Here is a 22242-nt window from a genome sequence, read left to right as displayed (position 1 = left end):
CACGCATGACGGCTGACTGAAGTCATTCAAAGCCACTTCCACGCGCATGGTCGCGATAAGCTATCTTCCTGATTTGCTGAAGGTTATGGACTAAAAACCGCGGAGAAGCCTCAGACTCTTCACCAACTTTCCTGTCCATGCCCCGCCCTCATATTTTCGGCATAGACTCCATCAACTTCGCGAAAGCGTCATCGTCGTCATCGTCGTCGTCGTCCTGCTCTTCCAGGGGCGTGGGTCTGCTCAGCTGTTCTACCTCAAGAGTCAGTAGCTCAATTTTACCATTCAGTGTCTCTATCGTTTGGGGGATTTCTGCAAACTGTTCTTCGGTCATTTTCGAAAGGGTGGGCCGCAAATGCACGGGAATAAGCATCGCCTCCTCCAGCACCCTAAGCTCCGTCCGCAGTCCAGCAAGCTTTGATTGAACGTCGCTCAACTCTCCCTCTCTTACCGACTCCGCTTCGGCCCATACGACGTTCCAGGGGCGATCCTCATAAGAATGGGACCAGGAATTGACGGGCCGTGGATTTCTCAAGGGAAAATCCAGCCCGTAGTCGTGGTGTCGATACCTTTCGACGATGTTCCACACACCAAGGCGCTCGTGCAGGTTGACGTGCATCCGCCCTTCCTTGCCAGGCTCCTGTTGATAATTTTCAGGATAGCCTTCCAGCTCTTCGACCGAGGGAAATTGTTGCAATGCTTGCGTCATGATGGCCTCGATCATTTGGCAGCCGGCATTCGCCATGATGGCCCAGTTTTCCTTAGCATAGAAATTGGCCGTATTGATCAGCAGCATGGGGCGATCCTTGAACTTCGCCTTGCCCGACTGGACCTGTATTTTCACGTCCATATAAACGCCACCCTCGTAATAGAGAATGATCATCCGCATGATGTCGCTCATGGCGATATACGACTTCTTGGCAAGCAGGATTTTCAGAATGGGCAACCAGCCCTCAACCCACTCCGGCATCAGGCCACTGTCTTGCCACTTCTGCATTTCCTGCACAAAGCCTCGCTTCAATACCGGCGCAAACGTCTCCGTGTGAACCTCCATTTTTTTCGTCTGGAGTTCGGAGCTGAAGCCACCTTCCTCCATGCCGGAGTTGTACAGCCACACCATATTCACCCATCCGTACATATCGGCACCCTGCCGGGTCTCGAGCCCTTGCACGGCCTCCGGGTTTGACTCATAGTCCCCTTGAATCCAGATACTGTGCATGGACTTGGGAATGTCTTCCCATCCGTCGACAAGCATTTCTTCGCGCACGTAGCGCTCGCCATCCAATTGCTGGTGGTTGAGCTCAAGCACACTGAGCCAAAGATGCTTTTGCTCTCCGGTCCGATCCTGTTCCCAATTGTCCTCCTGATGCATGCCCCGGCGTGAATACCATGCATCGTCCAGGTCGACCATCAGCAAATCCCCGGAACTGACTTCCTCCCGTTCGTTCCTGCGCCAATCGACATCATCGTAGATGCTGCCTTCTTCGGTCATTTCCACCAGGTGCGTCAGCCCGCCGATTCCTTTGTGCTCAAGACGTAACAGCTGCGCCACTTCCATTCGCTGGGCCGTGACACTCGCAATGGATGGCATAGAGCGCGCATGTTCATCCGCTTCGCCAGATCGCATCGGTTGGGCCACATCAATGCCACGCTGTGCATGCGCTCCCATGGCATCGGCTTCACGCTCCAGTCCCACATTGTCGTTGATCGCATATCCTGCAAGCTGCGCAGTGGCCGCTACGCGTCCTTGCCTCTGTTGCACTACATGCCATGCCTCATGCGGCAGATGCTGTTCTTGCCCAGGTCCGAGGTGAATATCATTGCCTTGGGCATAGGCCAGCGCGTTGAGTTGAGCCGGCTGGCCTGAATTACGGTGCACGCGCACATCGTCGAGCGCGATGCCCGACATGGCTTCCATGTTCATGCGTAACCGGTCCGGCAATCCGCCTGTGCCACCCGTTTTCTTTGCAGAAGGCCCCGCCGAAGCCCGCTGCAGGGTATCAAGGCGCTGCCGCTGAATGGCCTGACGAGAGCCCGCCTGAAGGCGATCCCGGGCCTGCCTCTGCACCATCAAGCGGGGGCTGCCTCCGAAGGCTGCCCCGTTCTTCCGCTGCAGCGACAAGCCGCCGCTGGAAGTCGCTGGGGTCCTCTGCTGTTGCCGCAGGGTTTCGTGGGCCGATTGCCGGGAGAGGACGTGCTCCTTCATGCAGGACCCCGTAGGTTAGTCATCAATCCGAAAGCCACATTAAGAGCTTTCCCCCTTGAAAACCATCAGCAAAATGCTGAAAGGTAAAGCCATCCGCCCGCCGGGCAGCGAAGGTACCCAGCTACTTTAGTGGCGTGACCGATCCGTCAGTCCGAGCGTCTTTACGCCAGATGTACCAAGCCCACCTCACAGAGGAACTGACGCGGTTTGAGCAGGACCTGGCGAGGCAAGACAAAAATTCAATGGTCCGCTTTGCGCAACGCGCGAAGGACGCCGCATTCTCACTGAAGGCGCCGGTGGCGTTGGCGCTGGCGGATCGACTGGAACAGGCGGCAAGAGACGTCGAGCCGCTGGAGCCCGATGCAATGCAGGACACCCTGGCTACTTTGAAAGCATTGGCCGTAGGATGCGCGCCGCACGTGTAGAGTCATATCTACCGAACATACGTGCCCTTGTTGTGTGAGTTTGTCCCATCACCTGGCGGGCAGGCTGGGACGACCATCCCAGCTTTCCATGTGGCCTGCCGATGCTAGGATTGTCATCCCAGCCTACGCAGCGCGTAAGACAATTATCTTTTACCGGTCACTCCGCCATGACCGGCTGGCCAAAACGATCGCGCAGCGCAGCGCGGTAGCGCCGGCTGCATGGGACGGTAGTGCCGTCGCGCAGCCGCAGGCGCGCGTCGCCGGTCTCCAACGGCTCGATTTCGACGAGGTAGTCGAGGTTGATGAAGTAGCCGCGATGGACCCGCAGGAAGCGCGCCGGGTCCAGCCTCGCCTCGATGCCAGCCATCGTGCTGCGCAGCGGGTAGTCACGTCCGCGCACATGCAGATTCACGTAGTTGCCGGCCGCCTGCAGCCACTCGATCTCGCTGGCGTTGATCAGGAACTCCTTGCCCAGCTTGCGCACCAGGAAGCGCTCGGGTCGCTCCACCGGCTCCACCGGCGGCCCCTCTTCCGGTTCCACCAGCAGCTTGGCCTCGCCCTGCCGGCGCAGCCACCAAAAGCGGTAAAGCATCAGCACGCTGACTATCAAGAAGTAGCTGCGCACGTCCTTGAGGTATTCGTAGCCGAAATTGATCCACCACGCCCCGAACCGGTAGGGCCAGCCGGCGATGGCGGCATAGGCCAGCCGGCGCAAGGCGACCATGCCCCCGACGTGGATCAGGCTGAACGGCACGCTGATCAGGATGTGCAACGGCAGGTTGCGCGGCCAGGTGTCGAAACGGATCTGCCAGCGCCGCTCGGCGACGATCACCGCCGGCAGCAGCGCCAGCATCACCAGCGCACTGCTCGTCTCCCACACCCAGGGTTCCCAGGGGGCGATCCGGCCGGCGTGGTCGATGCGAGTGTCGATGCTATTGAAGATTACGTTCAAGGCTAGAAGCGCGATCCAGAACCCGACCTCGATCGGACGTCGCCAGCGCAGGAAGGTGTCGAACCCAAGGGGTGTCTGCATGGGCGGATTCTACGCAAAACGCCACCCACCTCCGTCCCTGCCATCCACCGCTCATCACAACAGCCCTGCAAACAATCACTTGAGGCACGACACCCCGCGCCGACAGGCCGAAGCTGGCTCCACTTCCCAGCCACGGACACGGAGCCTCACCATGAACCGCCGCTACGACATCGACGCCCTGCGCGTCCTCGCCTTCGGCCTGCTGATCCTCTACCACGCCGCCATGCTGTACGTGGACGGCTGGGACTTCCATCTTAAAAGCAGTCACATCGCCGCCTGGCTGCAAGACCCGATGCTGTTCCTCAACCGCTGGCGGATGGAACTGCTGTTCCTGATCTCGGGACTGGCGGTGAATTTCATGCGCCGTCGGGGCAGCCTGGGCGGCATGGCGTGGAAGCGCACCGTGCGCCTGCTGCTGCCGCTGGCGTTCGGCATGCTGGTGGTCATTCCGATCCAGCCCTATGTGCAAGGCCTGTCCAACCACCTGGTGCAACCCGGCTTCGGCCACTTCCTGTTGCGCTACTGGAGCGGCGGTCCGTGGCCGGCCGGCGCCTTCACCGGCTGGCAGTTCGGCTTCACCTGGAACCACTTGTGGTACCTGCCTTACCTGTGGGTCTATACGATGCTGCTGATGGGCCTGATGCCGCTGCTGGAATCGTCAGCCGGCCAGCGCCTGCGTGCCACCTTCCTGCAGCTGCGTGGCCCGGCACTACTGCTGCTGCCGGTCGTCCCGCTGTTCGTTTGGGATCGCTTGCTGGCCGACCGTTACCCGATCACCGGCACGCTGTGGGGCGACTGGTACGCCCATGCGCTCTACTTCAGCATGTTCCTGTACGGCTACCTGCTCGGCACCGACGCCGGCATCTGGTCGGAACTGGCACGGTTGCGCCGCATCACCCTGCCGTCGGCGTTGGCCTGCTTCGCGCTTTACCTCGCCGGCATTCGCCTGCTGCCCGACTCGGTTCCGGCAGTGGCCTGGTGGATTGTGCACGCGCTGCGCTATGCCTACCTGTGGACGGCGATCTGTGCGGTGCTTGGCTGGGGTCATGCGTATCTCAACCGCCCGTTCCGTTGGCTACCCTACGCCCGTGATGCGGTGTATCCGTGGTACGTGCTGCACCAGAGCCTGCTGCTGTTGTTCGCCTGGCAGCTGATGCCGCTGGGGCTGGGGCCGGTGGCCGAGCCTGTATTGATCATTGCCTGCACGGTCGGCGGCTGCGCGTTGCTGCACGAGTGCCTGATTCGCCGTGTGGGCTGGCTGCGGCCGCTGTTCGGAATGGAGGCGATGCCACGTGCGACGGCTGTCAAGTCAGTACCGATGATGCCGCGCATGGCTGACGATATTGCCTGAAGCTTGTGGTGCCACCCGAATCGCGCCATGAGCAGTGGCGCGATTCCTGTTTTACGCCAGCAGCGCGTAGGCTGGGATGGCAATCCCAGCACCGAAATGCCCACGTGGGAAGCTGGGATTGTCATCCCAGCCTACGCGCTCAGTCACACTCAGTAATCATCGAGGAAGCATCCAGCTTGGGCGTTTCACGCCTGCGCATTCTCCATGCAATCGCCAGGCCCAGCACGATCAGCAGCACTACGCATAGAAGGCTGCCCTCCGGTCCCGCAGCACCACCCGATAGCCATGCCGGCCCGCTGGGAGTGAGCTGCATCACCGATCCCTCGGTGGGAACACCGCTATCGGCCGCGCCCCAAAAACACGTCAGAGTCCAATCCCAGCCGGCGTGGAAACCTATGGCCCAAAGCAAGGAGCCGGTGCGCACAATCACCAAGCCATACACCAAACCCACCACGACCGCCGTGGCAATGCCCAGCGGGTTTTCGCCCGCATTGCCCAAGTGGGCAGCCCCGAACAATAGCGAGCTGACTAGCACCGCAGGCAACGGCCCCCAAGTTCGCAACATGCGAAACAGCGGATAGCCTCGCAGGATGGATTCCTCGTTGAAGGCGACCAGGGAAAAAAAGACCAGCCATATGCACGCCGATCCCAGCATGGGCCAACTCCACGCCATGGCGTGGACTTGGGCGAGTCCGCAAGCAGCCAGCAGACCGACTAGCAGGGATACATAGACTGCGCCGACCACAAAAGTCATCAGCAGGGTGCGTAGTGGACGCACTCCACCCCAACCATAGGCTCGCAAGGGGCGGCGCTCGATCCGCTGCATAACAAGGGTCGCCAGCAGAACAGCGCAGACTAGTTTCACCTCCCCCAGCAGCAACCACGAGCGATTGAGGCCTGGCGTCAGGTAAGTACTGATGTGAGCGACGCGCAGCAGCCAGCCGATGGCGAAATTACCAGCCAGCAGCAACCCGACATACAGCAGCAGCGAAAGGATCACGCCGAGGCCGGCGCGCAAGGAAGAGGAGAGTCGATTCATGCCGGCATACTCTGCATTGCCATGCAGGGAGAGTAGTGCCGGACGTCATGACGGAGGGAATCATACTCATGCTGATTCAAGGCGATCGCGTAGGCCGGGATGGCAATCCCAGCATCGAAATGCCATGTGGGAAGCTGGGATTGTCATCCCAGCCTACGCGCTGATGTTGATCGAGAGTGTGTGTGGTCGCAGATCTTCCATGATCGACGGCAGGCAGCCACCCGCCGGTATTCGACAACGTTGCACGAATCGCCGAAAATCGATTGCCTGACATTTCCCCCTCCCTTCCCCATGCCAATAAAGGCCGTGTTTTTCGACGTCGGCGAAACTTTGGTCGATGAAAGTCGTGATTGGAACGAGTGGGCCGATCATCTCGGCGTTTCCCGGTTCTCGTTCCATGCCTCTCTCGGAGCTGTCATCGCGCACGGCCAGCACCACCAACGAGTGTTCGAGACTGTGCGGCCAGGCGTAGATTTTGCCGCTTTGCGCCGCGAGCGTGAGCTGGCGGGAACCATCTATTCGGTTACCGCGCACGACCTTTATCCAGATGCCGTACCTTGCCTGCGACTATTGCGCGAAGCCGGCTTGATAGTCGGCATAGCGGGCAATCAACCGATGGAGGCCGAGCAAGCGCTCCGGTCACTGGGTGTTCCGGCTGATATCATCGCTTCTTCTGCATCATGGGGCATCGAAAAACCGGACATCGGCTTTTTTGAGCGTCTCATTGCCGAGACCCATGGGCTTGATGCTTCCGAGATTGCCTACGTAGGCGACAGACTCGATAACGATGTCGAACCTGCACAACAGGCTGGCTTGATTTCCGTATTTTTACGCCGGGGTCCGTGGGCACTTATACAGTCCAGCGCTGCACGCCATACGACGCCCCGATACGTGATAGAAAACCTTTCGTCGCTTCCGGACCTTTTGCGCGGTCTGTAGCTGGCAAGTGACGCCCGCCTTGCAGGCCGAGGGCGGGCATTCACCCCATCACTTTTTCTGTGTCGTCGTCATCGCCGTCTTCTTCGCACAGCATCTTATCCATGTCACCCGACGCTAGGTTGGCAGGCTCGTCCTTTGAAATTCCCCTATATTTTTGCAGACGCTGCCTGGCCCGCTCCTTGATCTCCTTCGACGTAAGGGCCGCCTTGTCGCGCTTCTTGCGACGAGCATCATTTATATTTGAAACATATTTAGTCATTAATCCATCATCCCAATCAAAAAACCACCTTTTACGACCTATTTGTAGTCGAATCTTTCATAAGAGGTTTTCACGACATCCTCGATAGATAGGGGTGGCCTTTCACCAAGGCCGGCCGGAGCAGCTTCCATAAAGTCCAAACACTGCCATTACTTTCCTGCGTGCCGCACTCAAGCCGCTCCAGAATAGACGATCTTCCGTTGCGCCAACCTACGGGTGGAGGCGTCCCGGGCAGGATCTGTGACAACTTCGTCACCCGAGCCACGGGCGACCGGGCGTTACTCCGGCTGCTATGAGCGCGCCACTGGGTCGGGCGAATCTTCCGACCTTACGCTGGCGAGTGGCGCGCACCTTCACACCTTAAGATGCAGGCGCCCGTGGGTTGGGTCATTGTGCTCCGTTTGCGCCCGCTGCGTGAATTTTGCTCGGCGCAAGCCGTCATTCCGGCGAAGGCCGAGCCAACGCGTCAGGCGTTGCCGGGGCAAGCAATCCTCCCGATTCGCCAACCATTGTGGACTGAAAATGTCGGCATCAGCTCCTATCGACACAGGGACTTGTGTGCCTGCTTCCCATCCTTGTAACCTGAACTGCTGGCTTGGAGAAACCAAAATGCCCAGCACGATCCCTCAATTGCATACCGAGTTTTTGGAAAGGGTCCGCTCAGAGGTTGCGCGAGACACGCGACTCAATGCCCTGTTGGCGGGCGGCTCGTACATCCACGGCGGCTTTGATCCGCACTCCGACCTGGACTTTGTCATCGTCGTCGAAGACGATTCATACCCGGAGGTCATGGCCTCACGACAGGAATTCGCGCATCGTATCGGCGACTTGCTGTCGGCATTCACCGGGGAACACGTCGGTGAACCAAGGTTGTTGATCTGCCTGTATGGGCCCTCCCTGATACACGTCGACCTGAAGTTCGTGACGTCTGCAGGTCTTGGCCGGCTGGTCGAACGGCCTGCGGTGCTATTTGCACGCAATCTCGAGCACACCGAGGCACTGCTTGATGCCGCCACCATCGCCTGGCCAAACCTCACACCGGAGTGGTTTGAGCAGCGGGCCTGGATCTGGCTTCACTACGGTGCAACCAAGCTCGCGCGTGGCGAGTTGTTTGAGACCATCGGGATCCTTGGCTTCTTTCGCGAACAAGTCCTTGGACCGATGCTGCACCGGCGAGCCGGTCGTCCACAGCGCGGTGTGCGGCGCATGGAATCGATGGACGTCCGTGCGAGTGCACAGCTGGCTCGCACGGTGGCAACGCACGACGCAGTGTCAGCACGCGCTGCATTGTTGGCAGCTATTGATTTGTACGTCGATCTGCGCAGTGATGAACCTCCCCGAGAGGTAGTGCGCCAGATGCCCGAGGCTCTTTTCAGCCACCTCAAAGAGAGCATCGGTGCCACGCAGTAATCCAAAACGGCTGGGTCGTCTCAATAGCCCAGCCGCTTCCATGGACCCGCCGTCGCTACCAGTCATCGGCTGCCTCACGCAGCCGGGTTTGACACTGCCTTCACGTTTTCGGAACCACAGTTCGCGGGCCTTGTATGCCTGAATGCGTGGCCGCTCGCCTATCTGGCCGGTACACAGCATGAGCGGGTTGGGCTTGAGAGAAAAGCGCTCCATGCCGTTTGGCGACAGGTTCCCAAGGTTCATCGCGGATCCATCCACCCAGCATCGCTGACATACAGGAAGATTCCGCCATGTCCGAGAAGCATCCGCCCTTAGACCTCGATCAGTACCGTGCCTTGGCGGAGGACTGGTTCGAATGGAACGAACGGCTGTGGCCCAAGCCCAGCGGGCCGGGACATTTCAATTCCCAAATATGGCCGTTGGCGTTGGCAGCCAAGGATCAAGGCATGTGGGAACTCGCCGTGACCGCCGCCGGATTCGCACAACTCATTCAACCACCGCTGATCAGGGGAAAAGCGGATCAGGATCTTTCACTCGTCGTCAATGCCTTGGTCAACCGCCCTGAATGGGTAGACCTATCGGGTTTCGGGACTTTCGCGGGCCAAGTCGTGTCCACGCCCCTTGGCATGATCACCGACAGCGCCAGGCATCTGAACAACATCTTCAAGAAATACCAACCGGTTGCCGCCACGTCCATGGGATGCCTGTCCTACTGCCGCGATCGTCATCCGGAGGATAGGGAAGCCTTTTTGCGCTGTCTTGATGGTTGCTGACGTCGGGTCATGAAGAGACTGTTTCTGAAAGAAACCGGGGAAGCCACGTTCTTCCTGTCCAATGTTGCGATCGCAGTGGCGACGCTGGGCCTGGCCATACGCTCGCCCTGGGGATTCTTCACGCTGGACAGCAAGGAGTTACTGTCGGTGGCCGTCCCTGTCGCAGGAACTCTGGTAGCCCTTTCCTTGGTGGCCGTGCAAATCGCCCAGTCGATCATGGACAATTTTTCCTTGGCGACGGAACGGTTGTTGAAGGCAAAGCAGCCGGTGCAGGACGTGGTCTCGTTCCTGAAGAAGCAAGCCGTCTTTCGACGTCAGGATGTTCAGTCGACGCTTGCCGCCGTGTACTTCAGCATAGTTTCGCTCGTGGCAGGCCTGCTTGGCGAAGTGCTTCCCGCCGACCGTTTCCAGCTTGCTGGTTTGGCATCGTCGCCGAAAGACATTGCTTCAGCCTTGGCGTGTACGGCACTGCTGACCGCCGTGGCGTGGTTGATTCTTATTCTTAGGTTGAGCGTCAAGCTGGACGAAGTGGACAAGGTCATCGCCCTGCTTGATAAGCCATCGAAAAAGCCTTCCGGGAGTCCTCCCGCCGGGCCTGGCCACGGCCTCCAGACCGCCGCATCCCCAAGTCCTGCCAATGCGCATGACCAGGTCGCGACGGAAGGAGCCACGCCCACCCCTCGAGCACCGCATTGAAGAATGCGGCCTTCGGTAGGCTGGGATGACAATCCCAGCATCGCGCAGGTGCGTGCATGGCGATGCTGGGTTTTGCAACCCAGCCTACGATCACCATCCCAGCTACGCTTTAGACCTGCTCTGCCGTTGCGCCGATGGCATCCAACAGCTCATCAAGTCGTTCGAGCGTGGAGGCCATGCCGTCCTTCAAGCCCATGTCGATGGCCTTCTGCACATCATCCGCCGAGTTGTACAGCACTACCGTCGTCACCAGGGTCCGCTCTTTCGCATCGGTGAAAGAGACGTCCCAACGCGATCTTGGCATATCGGGGTTCACAGTTCCGGTTTCATCGCAAAAACCGTCCAGGGCAGCGTAGCCGTCGATCGGGTTGATCGCCTGATAGTCTAGGCGATTCCAGAAAGCTTGCCCATCGGGCGTGATCATGGCGTAGTGCCAATAGCCTCCTTGCTTGAACTCCATGTGCTTAGTTCTGGTGGTAAGCGGCTTGGGCGCAAACCACTGATCGAGCAATTCACGCTTCGTATGGCAATCCCACACGAGTCGACGGCCTGCCGCAAACTCCCTTTTAACGATGATGCTGTTCTTTTCTTTGTCGACGTCGAATTCGAATTGAAGTTCAGCTGCCACGGTCTTCTCCAGTCAGTTTTTCCAAGAGGCCATCAAGATTCTGGTACCTGCTTGCCCACGTCGCGCGCTGGTCCGCAAACCAGCGCTCGGCGGCCGCCAGGTTCTTTTGTTCGAGCGTGCACGTCCGGATACGGCCACTCTTCCTGGAACGGATCAGCCCGGTCCTTTCCAGTATCCCCACGTGTTTCATGAAGGACGGCAGCGCCATATCGAAAGGCTCTGCCAGCTCACCCACCGTTGCAGGCCCTCTGCCAAGCCGTTGAATGACGGCCCTGCGCGTTGGGTCGGCAAGCGCGTGGAAGATCGAGTCCAACGCCATTGCATTGTTAGCCATATGGATAACTATAGCTTCGACCGTCCACGCCTGCAAGCGGTCACGCTGAATGGGCCATCGTTGAATTCGATGCTTTGAAACGCAGGGGGCTGGAGACCGGATGCTTCATCAAAAAAGCGATCGAGGCGCACGACAAACATTGGCCTGGCATTAGACCTTGCGTTTACGCCACAAGCACGAAAATTGGAGCGCTGTCGATGCATCCCGGCCTACAGCCGGCAAGCTGCCGAAAGGTGATGTCCATGATTCCTAGCGAAACCATTTTCGGTGGCAACAGCGATAGCGTAGAAACATCCTCTTATGAACAGCTGCGCAAGGCGCTGGAGGATCTCGATCAAGCAAAGGCCGTTCTGCATGCGAGCGAAGAAAATTTGCACGTGAAGGAGGTTTGCCTGGTTGCGCAAAAAGAAGCCTTCCAGGCGGAGATGAATGGTGCGCGGCTGGAAACTTCGCTGGGCATTCTGGCCAGCGCAGCAGCTCGCCTGGCCGATGACAGTCCTCGATGTGCCTTCTACATTGCCAACGAAAAGGGCGACACGCTCTGTCATGTAGTGGGCATGCCGCAGTCTTACGCAGTGGCCGTCGACGGTTTCAAGATTTCGCCGGAATCGGTCGCGTGCGGATTTGCGGTCGCCACCGGCAAGCCGGTGATCACGCCGGATGTGCTTGAGGATATTCGGTGGCAACCTTGGTTATGGCTGGCCCATGAATACGATTATCGAGGCTGCTGGTCATTTCCGGTGGAGACCTCCGCCGGCCGGCTGGTCGGCTCCTTTGCCTTTTATTTCAGAGAGCCGCACCAACCCCTGGCGCGTGATTATGAGTTGGCTTCGGCCATCACCCAGGCCGCGGCGATCATCATCTCCCGCCATAGAGAGAATGAGGAGCGTGTTCGAAGCGAGCAAAGGCAAGCGTTCCTGCTCAGGCTCTCCGATGCACTGCGCCCCTTGTCGGAAGTGCCACGGATCCAGACCGCAGCGGCACGACAGCTGGGTATGTTTCTTGGGGTGGACCGCGTGTTCTACGCAGAGATCGACCAGGCAGGCATGGCCGTGGTCGGCACGGAATATGGGAGCGACCGGGCAGGCTCGATCATCGGACGCTACCGGCTGGAGGATTTCGGGCATGTCTTTTGCGATGTACTGCATGCAGGCGGCACGCTGGTCATCCCAGACATCAAAGCCAGCACCGATCTTACGCAGCAAGAGATGCAGGCATACGACGCGCTCAATATCGCCGCCTTGATAAAGGTTCCACTGATCAAGGATGGCCGGCTGCTCGCCTTGCTTGGCGTACATCACCAGCAAGCACGTGACTGGTCCCCAGGCGAAGTGACACTGGTGAAGGAGGTCACCGAGCGCATCTGGCTGACGCTGGAGCGGACCCATGCGGAGGCAGCGCTTTCGGACGAACTGGCCGCCATGCAGGCCCTGCACGAACTGAGCACGATCGCATCGGGATCTTCCAACGTCACCCAAGTGCTGAAAGCGGCGCTGGATATGACGATGACACTGCACCGTGCCGATTTCGGCAATGTGCAGCTCTACGACGCCGAGACCAATACTCTGCGCATTGCTGTCCAGAGCGGTTTTGAACCGGCATTCCTCGATTACTTCGCACAAGTCGACGCAAGCGAACCTTCGGCCTGCGGCCTGGCCTTGGCCGGACGCAGACGGAAAATCGTCACCGACATCGAAACCGACCCCGACTGCGCACCCAACCGGGAGGTGGCGCGTGCGGCCGGCTACCGCGCCTTACAATCCACGCCGCTGCTGTCGGCCTCGGGGGAACCGCTGGGCATGCTGTCCACGCATTTCCGGGCGCCGCGCTGCTTCAGTGAGTCGGAACAGCGGCAGACGGATCTTGTCGCGCACGAGATCGCCCGCGTCATTGAGCGAACACGGGAACAGGCGACATTGCGCAACAGCGAAGAGCGACTACGCAGCGCCGCGGAAGTGGGCCGGCTCGGTTTGTGGGATTGGAAAGTCACCACCGGCGAGGTTTATTGGTCGGACGAGCATTTCCGCATGGAAGGCTATGCCGTGGGCGAGGTCAGTCCCAGCTATGAGGCTTGGGCAGCGCGCATTCATCCGGCCGACCGCAGTGCTGCCGAGACGGCAGTTCTACGCGCCATGGAGACGCACGAGGAATATATCCAGGAATTCCGTGTCGTCCATCCGGACGGATCGGTCCATTGGCTGCTCGGCCGTGGCCGCTTCTTCTACGACGATGCGGGACGGCCAGTGCGGATGATAGGCGCCAATGTCGACACGACCGAACGGCGCGAATGGGAAGAGCGCCAGAAGGTGTTGATTGCCGAACTTCAGCACCGCACCCGCAACATCATGGGCGTGGTTCGCTCGATGGCCGAGAAGACTGCGTACGCCAGCGCCGATCTGCAAGACTTCCATGCGCGCTTCGGCGACCGGCTGGAGGCGCTTTCGCGCGTACAGGGCCTGCTCTCGCGGGTCAACGATATGGATCGCGTGACCTTTGACGACCTGATCCGCAACGAAATGGAGGCGATGGAAGGCAGCCCCGGGCGGGTTACGCTCAACGGCCCGCGGGGCGTGCGCCTGCGCTCTTCCACCGTGCAGACGCTTGCGATGGTGCTGCACGAACTGGCGACCAACGCAGTGAAGTATGGCGCGCTCAGTCAACCGCAGGGGCGCCTCGCCGTCACCTGGCTGCTTGAGCCCATCGGTTCGAACGACCGGCCGTGGCTGCACATCGACTGGCGGGAAACCGGCGTGACCATGCCGACGGGAAGTGCCGCCCCGCGCCGCAAAGGCCAGGGCCGCGAACTGATCGAACAGGCCCTGCCCTATCAATTCAACGCCAAGACTTCTTATTCATTCGGACCCGACGGTGTGACATGCCGTATTTCGATCCCGGTCTCCAGCAGCACGCTGCAAAGGGAAACGAAAACCCGGCCAGGGAAGTCCGCCGGCTTGTGATCGGCTTCGTCAGATCAGAGGTCTTGCACGGTCTGAGCTGTGCTTCGGAAGCGCATCGCCATTCAAGCGACGATGGCTTCTTGTTACGCAAGCTTCACAGGCGCTTTACGGCAGCCATGGCATAGGATGCCGCTCAGAGGTGCGCAATGCATTTCCAGGGTGGTAGCAAGGGGACCAACCGGTTTCATGCTGATGCGGCAAAAAGCAGCCGCTAGGGGGATATACGCTTGGCCATTCATTGCTGACTCGTTTTGCGCAACCGCACCAGCAAGGGTGAGAGTGAGGCATCCGACAACTAGGGACAATGCAGATGACAACCGCCATCGCCATACCGAACGGCTCCATAGGATTCGACCACGCCGGCTCCAGGCTTAGCTATAACCAGGCCAGGGACTACGCGCGCAAGGGATATAAGTTTTGCATCCGCTATGTTCCCAATCCCTTTTCACCGGGCACCACCGATTTGATCCAGGACGAAGCCGAAGAAATCCTGGCAGCGGGCTTATGGCTTGGAGCCGTGCAGCATTGCAGCATAGCTACGGAAACCTCAAGCTTCGTGCCCACACCCGACATGGGTGAGGAATGGGGCCTGCTTGCAGCTCAAGCGTCCACCCATGCAGGCTTGGCAACGGGCACGACCGTCTGGCTCGATCTGGAAGGCGTCAAGGCGGGGACCCCGGCCTCGGATATTCTCGGGTTCTGCAACCGGTGGTTTGACCAGGTAAGCCAGGCCGGATTCGTTTCCGGTATCTATGTAGGCTTCGATTGCGGGCTCACCTCCGAACAGCTCTATTTTCAACTGAGCACAAAACACTATTGGCGTGCGCCTTCGGCAACCAATGTGGCCTATCGAGGGTTCCAGTTGCTTCAACATGTCCTGAAAGATGCCAGCGGCAACGAATTGGATGTCGATCACGCTCAGACCGATGCGCTGGGACTGAATGCAACCGTTACCTCGCAATAAAGGCGCACAAGCGTCCCTATGACCATAACCTCTCTAACGGTACAGGTACCGAGCTGCATGCCGTGGGTGGCCACCGCCCTGGAAGTGGACAAGGGAGACCGGTTGATCTTTGCATCGACCGGCACCTGGGTCGACGCATTCATTCCTTGCACTGCCGAAGGTTACCCTGCGCCTTTGTTCTATGCGTTCAACCACCCTCCCCGCGTTCGCGACGCAGACCGATACTTTCGGCTGATGGGGTGCATAGTCGCGGACGGGAAGGAACCGGGCACGGATGATCTGGACCAGGCCTTTCCGATAGGCCGATCCGCCCAGCTGATCGCGCAATCCACCGGTATGCTGTTCGTGTTTGCCAACGACCGCGAAGGCTATTATTGGAACAACTGGGGGCAAGTGCAGCTGGCCATACAGCGCATTCGACCGTGATATCCCTTACTTCGTGGTCATCCCAGCGCAGGCCCACTGCTGTCTGGCGAAATTTCGATACTTGATCGCGGAGCCCTAGGGCAAAACCCAATAACCGCCGAGGTGGAGATAAGCCCCGCCTTCCTTGGCGTTTTCAGTCCCAGGCATGAAGCGGACCGTATGATGGCCGGTCTTGGGCCAGCGCCACGCGAATAGAACTGCGTCTGGTGTCGGCCGGCCGCTGCTGGATTTGTTTTGCCAGATGCCGGTTTGATCGAACGTTTCGATACCGTCGACGACGACGCGCGCGTGCCCGGCTTCGCAACAGTTATCTCCGATCGTTCCGATCAATGCGACAGCCGAGCCATCGAAGGCAATCGGCTCCGAGGTCAGCGTGATGTCGCGCGCGACAAAATGCGCGCCCAGCCAATCGCTGTTCGTTGGTGCCGTTGTATTCGGAGCGACTGCCGCCACTGCGACCGCCAGGGCGAATCCGCCATTGCTTTGCCAGACGCTGGTCAGTGAGGTGGGCGCCGGTCCGTCGAAAAAGCGCCCGAATGTACCGTCGTGCGCACGAACGGACAACGCCACCGCTGCATTGCGCAACAACCATTGTCGTGCCGGTTGGAAATGGCGTTCAGTCGCGAGTTCGTAGAAGGCTTCGATCAGGGGTTCGGCGATATCGTTCTCAGCTTGAAGATCGGCAAAGATTCCGCGCGCGTCGGAAAGGCGTTCATCCACTGCGCGTGCGGTGGCGAGCGATTCCTTCAAATAGGCTGCCTTATGCGTGGCGTTGTAGAGATGCAAACCATTCCAGATCATGTCGCCGTTCACCGAAGCGAAGAAGCGGTGCGGGGTCTGTTCGCACTTTGTGCCGTTGTCGAAAACGTACACGCTGTAGAGCGGCACTTTCGGGTCCAGATAGTAACGGCGTATCGACGCATAGCGCGTGAATGCCGATGTGAGGTAGCGTTGCTCGTGGGTGGTTTCGTAGAGCAAGATTGCGGCCTTCACCGCATTTGCATCGGTTTCAAGGGTTTTGAGGTGATTGGTCCCGCCGTCGGCGAGCTGGTAGTTGATTGCTGGACAAGCGCCACGCGCAAAGACTTGCGCATGTTCGACAAAGTCGAAGGCTGCGCGTGCTTTTTGCAAAGCCATGGCATCGTGCGTAATTTCGTATTCACGTGACGCCGCGATCGAATCCCACTCCGGCACGTCGCTCCACGAGCTGCACGCCACACCTTCGGTGCAGGGGGCGGGATAGGACGGCGCCGTTTGCGCAAGCGCGCTCATCAGCGGCGCAACCTTTGCGTCCTTGGCCGTTTTCCAATCCAGCCAAAGGACGTAGGTCATCGAGTCGACGCCCCAGTCCTGGTTGGATGCATGGCAATCCTTGGCCGCGCATTCCCGCCACTTTCCGTCTCCGGTGTAGAAGACGTGCACCATCGCATCGACCGCCTCCGAGCCGGCTCGGTTAAAGCTTACGGGCTCGGCGACGGCCCCGACTGCAAACAGGGCCAGAAGAGCTGCTATCCACTTGGTCACACGTATTCCCCATCTACACGACTGTCGAGGAATAGCACATGGCAAGGTTTTGCAGGGTAACTCAGCCGAGCCACCATCGCGTAGGCCGGGATGAAATCCCAGCTTCGTGCCACGGAGGATGCTGGGATTTCATCCCAGCCTACGCGGCTAGTGACTGACCAAGGGCTTGCTTCGTGCGGAGCGGTCCAGCCAATCGGCCAACGTCAGGAAGTACGCCGGCGTTGCGGGCGCCTGGGCCTTGAGCGTCTTGGGGTCGTACGCCATCGGGTTGGTCCGGGGCGGCGGCATCATCATGTGATCTGCCCCGGCAATCACATGGACGTCGATATTCGGGTGCGATGGCTTGAGGTTGGCGAGACCTTGCAGTGAATCCTGCACAGGAACCCAGGGGTCATCGGAGCCGAACAGGACCAGCACGGGCACCTTCAATGCGGCCAATGGACTGATCGGGTCGTAGTCCATTTCTTTGCGCCAGCGTGACTGCTCCGGATGCCCACTGACCGTCGGCCCCATGAAGATGTCGGCAAACCACGGCTGGTTCTTGGCCTTGTCCAAGGCAGCCTGGGCATCCGCGGTGCTCACCTTGCCGCGCAGATAGTTCTCCACTGCGTAACGGGTATCGATGGCCTTGCGGATGCTGTCGTCGTCGTAGCCCTTCGTCTTGAGTATGTTGGATACCGCAAAAGCCATTTGCTGGGCTGGCGTTTGCAAGGGCGCGGAGACCGATACCGCAAAGGCAGCATCCGGACTGCGGGAAGCCGCCAGTACCGCCAGCCAGCCACCTTGACTCAATCCCCAGAAGCCGATGGCATGAGGATTGACGTGCGAGTCGCCGGCAATCGCTTTCTGCGCAGCCACCGCATCATCGGCGAGCAGTTGATAATCGGTATCCTCAAGGTTTCCTGCGGATGCACCGCTGCCACGCCGGTCATAGACAAAGGTTGCGTATCCCAGACGCGGCAGGTCCTGCTCCAAATGGCGATACAAGCCAAAGTCGCGCGTCGGGGCTTCAGCCGCGTGGGTAACCACGATCGCCGGCAGCACGCCATTTCGTTCGGGATAGCTGAGCGTTCCAACCAGCCTGGTTCCGTGACTGACAAAGGAAATTTCGCGCGTGGCGATTTTGGCGGGGTCATCCTGGTGCCAGGGCGTCGTTTCGGAGGCCCCCGCCATGCAAGCCCCTGCAAAAAGCGCGATCACCGAGAAGAGCAGCAACCGAACGAAGGAATGCCCTGAAGACGTCATTATTCACTCGCGTTAGTGGATAACGGCAAGGTGTGCCCCTGAAACTCGAAACATGCCCATGCACCTTGCCGACAGCGCCTCCCCCAAGACACCGACAAATCCTGTGCCGCCGGGGAGGGACAACTTCACTGTATAGAGCTCGTAATGCATAAGCGTGTGTCGATCGGCACATGACTGAAGTAACAGCGCACACCCCTATGCCATGGATGGACCTGCCTTCCGATCGTGCATGTATCGCTGACTGAAAGATGCGGAAAAAAAGCCGCCCTAAGGCGGCTCGTCACGACTGGCCGGAGAGCCCGCAAGCTCTCCGGCTAAGGTTTTCAACAACGCTGATTAGCGCGCCTGCAGGGCGCTTGCCGTTGCCGCATCCAGCTGGCCGGTCACCGGCAGGCCATTGGCCTTCTGGAACGTGCTGATGGCGCGGGTCGTGCCCGGGCCGGGCATGCCGTCGACCTTGCTGGTGTACAGGCCAAGCTGGGAGAGCTTGCGCTGTGCATCGGCCAATGAGTAGGCCGCCGCCGTCGGATTGCTCGCGCCATCCACGGCCAGGCTGCCGCCATTGCCGAGCCCGCCGGCAACATGCTGGGGTGCGTACTGACGCACGGACTTGACCATCTGGTTATAGGAATCCAGGAAGGCCGCCGCGATCACCTTGCCTTCGGGTGTCTGGCTGTAAGCGCCCATGGCAGCGCCGCCCGAACCAAAACGACCGAACAGGCCGCCAGCGCCGAAATCGGTATTCTTGGCACTGCCCTGCGCCGCTGCCACCTGTACGCCCGAGCGCGTGTCGGTCAGCATCATGGTGGTCGACGCTTCGCTGGTCTTCATCGATCCGGCGACGGCACCGATGATCGCGCCATACCCGCCAGCTACACCCGCCAGCGCGGCGGCGCCGCCGCCGGTATTTTGCGAGAACTGGATGGAAGGCGTGACGACATAATCGGCCGCCACCATCTGGCCCCGGCCCATATTGCTGGTCGTGCGCAACTCGCCCGAAGCGGCCAGGCTGCGTTCGCCCATCATCGAATTCATGGCCTGGCCGCGATCCACCACTACGAAGCAGTTGCTCTGCTGGACCATCAGGCGGATCAGCGGCACGGTGGAAGGCAGATGGTATTGGCCGGTCAAGACCGCATACCACGGATCGCCGGTGTTCTCTTCCACTGCCAGCGTACCCAGCGAGTGGTCGCAATGTTCGAGCGTTGTGGCCGCACCAGTGCTGGTGGCACCGCCGGCGGAGCCGCCGACCGGATTCTTGCCGCCGCCGACCTGCATGTCGGCGCAACCGGTAAGCGACAAGCAGGCGCTAACGCCAAGCGCCAACAGGGAGAATTTCAATTGACCGATTCGCATAACGACTCCATTTGTATTCGATAACGGATTGAGCAGACGAAAATGCCTGTGCATGGCATGGTTTGTTTTGGGCGCACGTCACCATCCAGCCTTCCGGAAGCCGGATAAGGAAAATCAGGCAACAGCTTTGCCCCTGTGCAAGGGAACGAGGTCGGCGTATGAACCGGATGGCAGCTGCGCAATCGACCGCAACGACGCAATGCGTCGCAGTCGGCTAGCTATGAAAGCCCGCGGCTACCTGCCCTGGATCGGGTATCGACGTCATCAGTCCCTGTCGGTGTGGATTTCTGTTCCCTGAATGAATTCCCCAGGTGTCAAGGCTAACTCAGCCTTAATTCATTGGGCAAGTGACCTTGGCGTGAAGGATGGCTATTGTCCCGATCCATCTGAGCTCGGCGTGCTCGTCGGATATTCGGGACGCCCCTCTATGAGCGACGCTCCCAAGCGAATGCAAGCGGGAATGAAGGTGAGGTCATAGCAGGCATTCGTGCAAGCTTGCTTCACCCCAGCCCTCCCCTACTGCACGTAGGGGAGGACGCAGATATTGGCCAGCCCAGGCACGCGATTCCTCAAACCACCTCCGGATCCTTCCGCGGCCCCGCCTTGCGCAGTAGCTTCTCCAGCTCCTCGCTGGTTTCGTCGGTCGATCCTTCCGGACAGATGAAGGGATACTCGTGATCGTCGATGATCGGCTCGATGCCGAAGAAATCGTTGAGCACCGATTCGGACGTGCAGTAGGCGCCCTCCACCCAGGCCTGGTCGTTCGAATACGCCTCGCCGACGATGAAGATATCGGCGTCGGCACCGTCGATCAGCTGCGAAGGTTTACGGATCTTGCGCTGCACGTCGCCGATGCCGAAATGCGGCGCCCATTCGTGATAGCCGGCGTTGAACGGGGGCAGCGACCAATCCATGTAGGCGGCCTGCAGCGGCTCGGGCACAGCAGAGTAATCGGAGTTTGGACCGAAATGAAGTTCGGCCAGCATCTTGCGCAGCATCTTCACCATGCGCTTGGGCACCACGCGCGGGCCTTCCAGCGGCTGGGTGTCCTGCGAAACCGGTATCTCGCGCTGATGCTTCGGCCCCAGTTCCAGTTCCTGCCAGAACGCAGTGTTGTCCTCGTCGTCATAGCTGGCGAGGATGCCGTAAACGGGCTTCTGCTTCTGCTCGGTCGCGTTGTTGCCGAAATAAACCACCATGCGGATCGGCGAATTGCTCACGCTCGGCCCGATGGTGTTGTTGCGCGAGACCACGGCCAGCTGCTTGGCCTGCGCGATGGTGAGCGCCTGCTCAGTAATGTTCTCGATCGCCGCCGCCATATCCGTCACGGAGGTGTAAGGCACGTCGACCAGCGTCTGCATTGCCTTCAGCGTGGCAGCGGGGAATTTCAGCGTGCGCAGCGTGGCGATCGTTTCCGGAGTGATCGTGTAGCCGATGATCTGCGCGGGATAAGGCGCCGGGTTTTCAATGTCGGGAGCCCACCAGGGCTGGTGGAAGAACATCCCCACCTTGTACGACGGCTGCATGATCGTCGATTCCAGGTACAGGTTCACCTTCTCGTGGTTCAATACGTCCACCTCGCCACGCGCCGGCGTGTGGAAGCGCGTGGCTTGCGCCACCAGATCTATCGCTGCGCGCGGCATCGCCATCCATGCCGCGTCAGCCTCGCTTGAGCCGGCGGCGATGTTGGGATTGCTGCGCTCGGCGTAGGTAAACAACGCCTTACCCGCTTTCCAAAGGATCGAATGCAGGCGCGTGTCGGGGTGATAGCGAAAATCGATGCCCTTGGCCTTGGCGAGCTTCACGATCTCGTCGAACAAGGCGTTGAACATGCCCGAGTAGCCGATCGACAGCGTGCGGTACTGGCTGCCGGGCGTGAACTCGTTGTTGATGTTGAACGAAACACCGGCATGCGTGTTGATCACGTTGGAACTGTAGCCGTTGCCGTCGGCGGCGTAATCGAAGCCTTCCGCCCCGAGCTGATCGTAGAGCAAATTCCAGTAGCCGACGTCCTTGAGGTAGTCGCCTTGCTGGAAGACGCTGGATTCGGGCAGCTGCGCGGTGATTCTTCCGTTCTGGTAGAAGCGGCACCAGTCGCGGCGCGTGAATTTCTCCCAGGGCTTGGTCGTCGCCAGGTCCTGCACGATGGTGAAGCCCTGGTCGGGCGTGGTGGAAGCGCCGAAGTTGTTCACCGCATACGGTGCGGGCGTGTTCGATCCGATGTTGTTGAGATAGAAGTTGCGTGAGCGCAGGTAGAACAGCTGGTTATTGGTGACGTTGAACGGCACCGAATACTTTTCCAGGCCGAGCATCGAGATTACCGCGGAAACCACGCGATGGCCCGGCGCCAGGCCATTGTTCGGGTCGGGAAATTCCTTGGTCGGCGCGCTGTTCCAGTAGGAGTAGCGCATACCGCCGAGTTCGACGTACGAATCGGTCCTGTCGTTGTTGTAATGCCAAGTGCAGACGCGGGCGCCCGCCGCACGAGTACCTTGGTGGCGCTTGGAAAAATCGTAGCGGCCCCAGTCGTACAGCTCCAGCACGTCGCCCTTTTTCAGCTGCCTGGAGGCGAATTTGGCCTTCTTGCATTGGCCGTTCAGCAGCCGCCAGGCGGTGTAGAGGCCGGCGGCACCGGCACCGAAGATCGAGTAGGTTTTTTGCGTCATGGTCGAGCCCTCGG

At 59.7% G+C, this 22242-nt stretch carries 19 protein-coding genes; 9 read left to right on the top strand and 10 right to left on the bottom strand.

The genetic code is table 11. The annotated features are described in order from the left end of the window. Positions 1-148 precede the first annotated feature (148 nt). A complete protein-coding gene (locus EKH80_RS23765) occupies positions 149-2203 on the bottom strand; it encodes an eCIS core domain-containing protein (protein ID WP_158628766.1) in 2055 nt (684 codons plus the stop codon). 242 nt (positions 2204-2445) lie between these two features. On the opposite strand from EKH80_RS23765, the gene EKH80_RS06120 reads away from it, so the two are divergent. After that, complete coding sequence (locus EKH80_RS06120; RefSeq protein WP_329955469.1) at positions 2446-2628, top strand: hypothetical protein; 183 nt, start codon at positions 2446-2448, stop codon at positions 2626-2628. A gap of 157 nt (positions 2629-2785) precedes the next feature. Here EKH80_RS06120 and EKH80_RS06115 read toward each other — a convergent pair whose 3' ends face one another. Further along, a complete protein-coding gene (locus tag EKH80_RS06115) occupies positions 2786-3661 on the bottom strand; it encodes a LytTR family DNA-binding domain-containing protein (protein ID WP_126683832.1) in 876 nt (291 codons plus the stop codon). 151 nt (positions 3662-3812) lie between these two features. Between EKH80_RS06115 and EKH80_RS06110 the strand changes: the two genes are divergently transcribed. Continuing rightward, positions 3813-5012: an acyltransferase family protein gene (locus tag EKH80_RS06110; protein ID WP_126683831.1), complete on the top strand. Its 1200-nt coding sequence runs from the start codon at positions 3813-3815 to the stop codon at positions 5010-5012. Between the two features lie 139 nt (positions 5013-5151). On the opposite strand, the gene EKH80_RS06105 is transcribed toward EKH80_RS06110, so the two are convergent. Then, complete coding sequence (locus EKH80_RS06105; RefSeq protein ID WP_126683830.1) at positions 5152-6051, bottom strand: CPBP family intramembrane glutamic endopeptidase; 900 nt, start codon at positions 6049-6051, stop codon at positions 5152-5154. 180 nt (positions 6052-6231) lie between these two features. Here EKH80_RS06105 and EKH80_RS06100 point away from each other — a divergent pair, with 180 nt between their 5' ends. Beyond that, the gene (locus EKH80_RS06100; RefSeq protein ID WP_230473450.1) at positions 6232-6990 is read left to right on the top strand and encodes an HAD family hydrolase; all 759 of its coding nucleotides are present in this window, start codon (positions 6232-6234) and stop codon (positions 6988-6990) included. Between the two features lie 40 nt (positions 6991-7030). On the opposite strand, the gene EKH80_RS06095 is transcribed toward EKH80_RS06100, so the two are convergent. Further along, a complete protein-coding gene (locus tag EKH80_RS06095) occupies positions 7031-7249 on the bottom strand; it encodes a hypothetical protein (RefSeq protein WP_126683829.1) in 219 nt (72 codons plus the stop codon). A gap of 609 nt (positions 7250-7858) precedes the next feature. Here EKH80_RS06095 and EKH80_RS06090 point away from each other — a divergent pair. The 3 genes from EKH80_RS06090 to EKH80_RS06080 all read left to right on the top strand — a co-directional run bounded on the left by EKH80_RS06090 (position 7859) and on the right by EKH80_RS06080 (position 10128). Next, on the top strand, positions 7859-8659 hold the full coding sequence (locus tag EKH80_RS06090; protein WP_126683828.1) for a nucleotidyltransferase domain-containing protein: 801 nt from the start codon (positions 7859-7861) through the stop codon (positions 8657-8659). A 290-nt stretch (positions 8660-8949) separates the two neighbouring features. Continuing rightward, the gene (locus tag EKH80_RS06085) at positions 8950-9432 is read left to right on the top strand and encodes a hypothetical protein (RefSeq protein WP_126683827.1); all 483 of its coding nucleotides are present in this window, start codon (positions 8950-8952) and stop codon (positions 9430-9432) included. Positions 9433-9441: 9 nt separating this feature from the next. After that, on the top strand, positions 9442-10128 hold the full coding sequence (locus tag EKH80_RS06080) for a hypothetical protein (protein ID WP_126683826.1): 687 nt from the start codon (positions 9442-9444) through the stop codon (positions 10126-10128). A 109-nt stretch (positions 10129-10237) separates the two neighbouring features. On the opposite strand, the gene EKH80_RS06075 is transcribed toward EKH80_RS06080, so the two are convergent. Both EKH80_RS06075 and EKH80_RS06070 read right to left on the bottom strand, forming a co-directional pair. Beyond that, complete coding sequence (locus tag EKH80_RS06075; RefSeq protein WP_126683825.1) at positions 10238-10756, bottom strand: SRPBCC family protein; 519 nt, start codon at positions 10754-10756, stop codon at positions 10238-10240. Continuing rightward, on the bottom strand, positions 10746-11090 hold the full coding sequence (locus EKH80_RS06070; RefSeq protein WP_126683824.1) for an ArsR/SmtB family transcription factor: 345 nt from the start codon (positions 11088-11090) through the stop codon (positions 10746-10748). Before EKH80_RS06070 ends, EKH80_RS06075 begins: the two co-directional genes overlap by 11 nt. Positions 11091-11332: 242 nt before the next feature. Between EKH80_RS06070 and EKH80_RS06065 the strand changes: the two genes are divergently transcribed. From EKH80_RS06065 to EKH80_RS06055, 3 genes are all read left to right on the top strand, one after another. Beyond that, on the top strand, positions 11333-14047 hold the full coding sequence (locus EKH80_RS06065; RefSeq protein WP_158628765.1) for a GAF domain-containing protein: 2715 nt from the start codon (positions 11333-11335) through the stop codon (positions 14045-14047). A gap of 310 nt (positions 14048-14357) precedes the next feature. Beyond that, the gene (locus EKH80_RS06060) at positions 14358-15011 is read left to right on the top strand and encodes a glycoside hydrolase domain-containing protein (RefSeq protein ID WP_158628764.1); all 654 of its coding nucleotides are present in this window, start codon (positions 14358-14360) and stop codon (positions 15009-15011) included. A gap of 18 nt (positions 15012-15029) precedes the next feature. Next, positions 15030-15437 (top strand): hypothetical protein, encoded by a 408-nt coding sequence (locus EKH80_RS06055; protein WP_126683821.1) that lies wholly within the window; start codon positions 15030-15032, stop codon positions 15435-15437. Between the two features lie 75 nt (positions 15438-15512). Here the strand turns inward: EKH80_RS06055 and EKH80_RS06050 are convergent, their stop codons facing one another. From EKH80_RS06050 to EKH80_RS06035, 4 genes are all read right to left on the bottom strand, one after another. Continuing rightward, entirely contained in the window at positions 15513-16961 is a 1449-nt protein-coding gene (locus EKH80_RS06050; protein ID WP_126683820.1) for a YyaL domain-containing protein, read from the bottom strand. Positions 16962-17108: 147 nt separating this feature from the next. After that, entirely contained in the window at positions 17109-18134 is a 1026-nt protein-coding gene (locus EKH80_RS06045) for an alpha/beta hydrolase family protein (RefSeq protein ID WP_158628763.1), read from the bottom strand. A gap of 408 nt (positions 18135-18542) precedes the next feature. Then, positions 18543-19562 carry a peptidoglycan-binding protein gene (locus EKH80_RS06040; RefSeq protein ID WP_126683818.1) on the bottom strand — a complete coding sequence of 340 codons (1020 nt, stop codon included), beginning with the start codon at positions 19560-19562 and terminating at the stop codon, positions 18543-18545. A 569-nt stretch (positions 19563-20131) separates the two neighbouring features. Next, positions 20132-22228, bottom strand: coding sequence for a flavin monoamine oxidase family protein (locus EKH80_RS06035; protein WP_230473449.1), 2097 nt, complete (start codon positions 22226-22228; stop codon positions 20132-20134). Between the last annotated feature and the right edge of the window lie 14 nt (positions 22229-22242).

The sequence above is a fragment of the Dyella choica genome, from assembly GCF_003977665.1.
Taxonomy (GTDB): Bacteria; Pseudomonadota; Gammaproteobacteria; order Xanthomonadales; family Rhodanobacteraceae; genus Dyella_B; species Dyella_B choica.
Note: the sequence above shows the minus strand (reverse complement) of the source record. Positions and strands in the feature narration are given on the sequence as shown.

Excerpts from the sequence above, each read along its gene's own strand:
- EKH80_RS06080 (WP_126683826.1), top strand. The coding sequence starts at position 9,442 with ATGAAGAGACTGTTTCTGAAAGAAACCGGGGAAGCCACGTTCTTCCTG.
- EKH80_RS06065 (WP_158628765.1), top strand. The coding sequence starts at position 11,333 with ATGATTCCTAGCGAAACCATTTTCGGTGGCAACAGCGATAGCGTAGAA.
- EKH80_RS06055 (WP_126683821.1), top strand. The coding sequence starts at position 15,030 with ATGACCATAACCTCTCTAACGGTACAGGTACCGAGCTGCATGCCGTGG.
- EKH80_RS06035 (WP_230473449.1), bottom strand. The coding sequence starts at position 22,228 with ATGACGCAAAAAACCTACTCGATCTTCGGTGCCGGTGCCGCCGGCCTC.
- EKH80_RS06060 (WP_158628764.1), top strand. The coding sequence starts at position 14,358 with ATGACAACCGCCATCGCCATACCGAACGGCTCCATAGGATTCGACCAC.
- EKH80_RS23765 (WP_158628766.1), bottom strand. The coding sequence starts at position 2,203 with ATGAAGGAGCACGTCCTCTCCCGGCAATCGGCCCACGAAACCCTGCGG.
- EKH80_RS06045 (WP_158628763.1), bottom strand. The coding sequence starts at position 18,134 with ATGGCGGGGGCCTCCGAAACGACGCCCTGGCACCAGGATGACCCCGCC.
- EKH80_RS06090 (WP_126683828.1), top strand. The coding sequence starts at position 7,859 with ATGCCCAGCACGATCCCTCAATTGCATACCGAGTTTTTGGAAAGGGTC.
- EKH80_RS06115 (WP_126683832.1), bottom strand. The coding sequence starts at position 3,661 with ATGCAGACACCCCTTGGGTTCGACACCTTCCTGCGCTGGCGACGTCCG.
- EKH80_RS06120 (WP_329955469.1), top strand. The coding sequence starts at position 2,446 with ATGGTCCGCTTTGCGCAACGCGCGAAGGACGCCGCATTCTCACTGAAG.
- EKH80_RS06095 (WP_126683829.1), bottom strand. The coding sequence starts at position 7,249 with ATGACTAAATATGTTTCAAATATAAATGATGCTCGTCGCAAGAAGCGC.
- EKH80_RS06105 (WP_126683830.1), bottom strand. The coding sequence starts at position 6,051 with ATGAATCGACTCTCCTCTTCCTTGCGCGCCGGCCTCGGCGTGATCCTT.
- EKH80_RS06070 (WP_126683824.1), bottom strand. The coding sequence starts at position 11,090 with ATGGCTAACAATGCAATGGCGTTGGACTCGATCTTCCACGCGCTTGCC.
- EKH80_RS06110 (WP_126683831.1), top strand. The coding sequence starts at position 3,813 with ATGAACCGCCGCTACGACATCGACGCCCTGCGCGTCCTCGCCTTCGGC.
- EKH80_RS06085 (WP_126683827.1), top strand. The coding sequence starts at position 8,950 with ATGTCCGAGAAGCATCCGCCCTTAGACCTCGATCAGTACCGTGCCTTG.
- EKH80_RS06040 (WP_126683818.1), bottom strand. The coding sequence starts at position 19,562 with ATGCGAATCGGTCAATTGAAATTCTCCCTGTTGGCGCTTGGCGTTAGC.